The organism is Leifsonia sp., from assembly GCF_051955155.1.
Lineage (GTDB): Bacteria > Actinomycetota > Actinomycetes > Actinomycetales > Microbacteriaceae > Leifsonia.
In genome coordinates, this window is the sequence record NZ_JBQCGZ010000155.1 from 1 (window position 1) to 2,754 (window position 2,754).

Annotated in this window: 3 protein-coding genes; all 3 read right to left on the reverse strand. The window is 73.7% G+C overall.

Annotated features, from left to right (window positions below; genetic code table 11):
* Positions 1-126: 126 nt before the first annotated feature.
* Genes ACTHMF_RS16715 through ACTHMF_RS16725 form a run of 3 tightly spaced genes read right to left on the reverse strand, consistent with a single transcriptional unit; the run spans position 127 to position 2,567 of the window.
* Positions 127-1,062 (reverse strand): NADP-dependent oxidoreductase, encoded by a 936-nt coding sequence (locus tag ACTHMF_RS16715; protein ID WP_440319152.1) that lies wholly within the window; start codon positions 1,060-1,062, stop codon positions 127-129.
* Positions 1,063-1,113: 51 nt separating this feature from the next.
* Positions 1,114-1,524, reverse strand: coding sequence for a DUF7144 family membrane protein (locus tag ACTHMF_RS16720; RefSeq protein WP_440319154.1), 411 nt, complete (start codon positions 1,522-1,524; stop codon positions 1,114-1,116).
* On the reverse strand, positions 1,521-2,567 hold the full coding sequence (locus ACTHMF_RS16725) for an NYN domain-containing protein (RefSeq protein ID WP_440319156.1): 1,047 nt from the start codon (positions 2,565-2,567) through the stop codon (positions 1,521-1,523). The genes ACTHMF_RS16720 and ACTHMF_RS16725 overlap by 4 nt, the downstream gene beginning before the upstream one ends.
* Positions 2,568-2,754: the final 187 nt, after the last annotated feature.

Consider the following 2,754-nt stretch of genomic DNA (forward strand, 5'->3'; position numbering starts at 1 on the left):
CCAGGCGGGGCCCCAAGGGGGCGCCGTCCCCCCCGGTCGGGGGGTCGGCGCGGCCGCGCCCCCCCGCTGCGCCGCCGCCTGGGGGGGGGGGCGCCCCCGCTCGGCGGCCTGCGAGCGCCGGGCGCGTCAGGGCAGCAGCGCGATCTTGCCGCCGGGGTGGCCCTCGGCGAGGAAGCGCAGCGCCTCCGGGGCGTCGGCGAGCGGGTAGGTCTTCGCGACCGGCACCTGCAGCCGGCCGCTGCCGGCGAGGGCGATCAGGCGGGCGCGGGCGGCGTCGCGGAACGCCGCGCTCTCCGGCTGGGCGCCGAAGACCGCGTGGAAGCCCTCCCGCTCGGCGCGCTGCGCCGCCACGATCGTGACGATGCGGTCGCGGTCGGGCACCAGCTCCAGCGACACGTCGACCGCCTCGTCGGTGCCGACGGTGTCGAGCGCCGCCGCGATCGGGCCCTGCGCCGCCTCGCGCACGCGCTCCGCGAGGCCTGGGCCGTACGCGACCGGGAGGCCGCCGAAGCGCCGGACGCGCGCGAAGCTCTGCTCGCTGGCGGTGCCGATCACCCGGACGTCGAGCTCCGCCGCCTGCTGCAGGATGCTGACCCCGACCGCGCCGGACGCGCCGTGCACCAGGATCGTCTCCCCGGCCGCCGCCCTGGTCACCTCCAGCATCTGGGCGGCGGTGGTGCCGACCAGCAACAGGTTCGCCGCCTCCTCGTCCGAGAGCCGCGGCGGCTTGGCGAACACGTCCTTCGCCGGGACGGTGACCTCGGTCGCGTAGCCGCCCTGGATGCGGAACGCGAGCACCTCGTCGCCCTCGGCGCCGCCGCCGGACGCGATCTCGGTGTCCGGCCCGATCGCGGCGATCACGCCGGCGACCTCGTAGCCGATCGGCACGGGCAGTTCGAGACCGGGACGCGGCGACGCCACGTGCTTGTAGTCCGCCGGGTTGACCCCGGCCGCCCGCACCCGGATGGTCACCTCACCGGTGCCGGGCTCCGGCGCCTCCGTCTCCGCGAACCGCCAGGTGTCCGGTCCGCCCCACTGCTCCGCGATCCACTGTCGTCCCATGCGCGCCAGTCAACGCCCGCTTGCTGGGCATCCGCTCAGGATGCCCGGCGCTCAGGACGCCCGACGGTGCACGTCGAACCAGGCGCGCCCGCGGCCGACCCAGAGCGGCAGCGTGATCGCCACCGCGAGCCCCATCGAGAGGATGCCGGTCAGCGGCTGTCCGCTGAGCGCGGTGAACAGCCCGACGGCGAAGTTGATCACGCTCACCAGCAGCACGATCACGCGCGCCAGGTCGGCTCCGCGGAAGACGCCGAAGCCGACCGCGATGTAGGCGAGGCCGACGACGATGTAGCCGATCCCGAACGTGAAGGCGCTGCCGGCCGGGGTGTCGGTCATCGCGTTGAGCGAGGCGAGCCGCAGGTACAGGAGACCGGTGCCGGCCTCCAGCGCGCCGACCACCCAGCACAGGATCGCGACGGCGGTCACCACGCCCGGCCTGCGCTGCACCGCCCCGCCGGTCACGACGCCCTCACCGTGTCGCTGGCCTTGCCGCTGTGCCGTGCCCGGCGGGACCGCGTCGGCGCGAGCCGCACCATCTGGGCGGTCGAGCTGTCGTCGAGTTCGACGAGGTCGCTGCGGGACTTCACGAAGTCGGAGAACGAGCGGTAGCCGAGCGCCTTCTCGCTGAAGGACGGGTCCATCCGCTTCATCTGGCCCTTGACGGCCGAACTGTGCAGCCATTCCGAGTCGTCCTTCTCGTGGCCGAGCTGCAGCGCCCGTGCCAGCAGCCGGGTCGCGACGGCCTGCGAGTCGACCTGCGGCTCCTCCTCCTCCGGCTCCTCGGCGGGCGCGGCGGCGCTCTTGCGTTTGCGGGTCGCGCGCTTCGGCTGCTCGGCGGCCGGCTCGGCGGCGCCCGCGGCGTCGTCGCCGGTCGGCGCGATGGCCGTGGGCTCCGCTGCCGCCTCGACGGCCTCGGCCACCTCCGGCTCTGCCGCCTCGTCCCTGGCGATGCCGGGCAGGTCGTCGTAGCTGACGAACTCGTCGCACGCGGCGGCGAGCGAGCGCGCCGTGGAGCCGGCGACGCCGATCCCGATCACGTACCGGCCGAGCCGCTTGATCCGCTGGGCCAGCGGGATGTAGTCGGAGTCGCCCGCGACGATCACGACGTGGGTGAGCTCCGGCAGCCGGAAGAGGTCCTCGACCGCGTCGACCGCGAGCCGGATGTCCGCACCGTTCTTGGCGTAGGCGGCGGCGGGGAAGAGCTGCACGAGGTCGACGGCCCGCCCGACGAGCTGGCCGCGGTACTCCGCGTTGACCGCCGCCGACCAGTCCGCGTAGGCGCGGGTGAGCACGAGCGTCCCGAACGACGATGCGAAGTCGATGACGGCGCCGAGGTCGACGCGCGCCTCGGCCAGCTTCGCCGCGAACGCGGGCTTGGGCGCGCCGCCCGACTTCTGCCGGTCGCGCATGAACTGCCCACGGCCGTGCACCTGGTCGTAGCGCGAGATGACGATGTTGTCGAAGTCGATATAGACCGCGACGCGGCCGTCCCCGGGTTCGCTCATAGAGCCAACCTAGCCGCCGAGCACACGAAAAAACTCGCCCAAAACAAGTTTGGGCGACGTTTTTACACTGCACGGCGGACAGGGGGAGGGGAAGAGGGTCAGGCTGTTGCGTAGCGGTAGGCGACCTCGAGGTCGGCTTACAACGCGGCCAGGCCGCCCCTCACCTCGTCCTACGTGAAAACCAGAG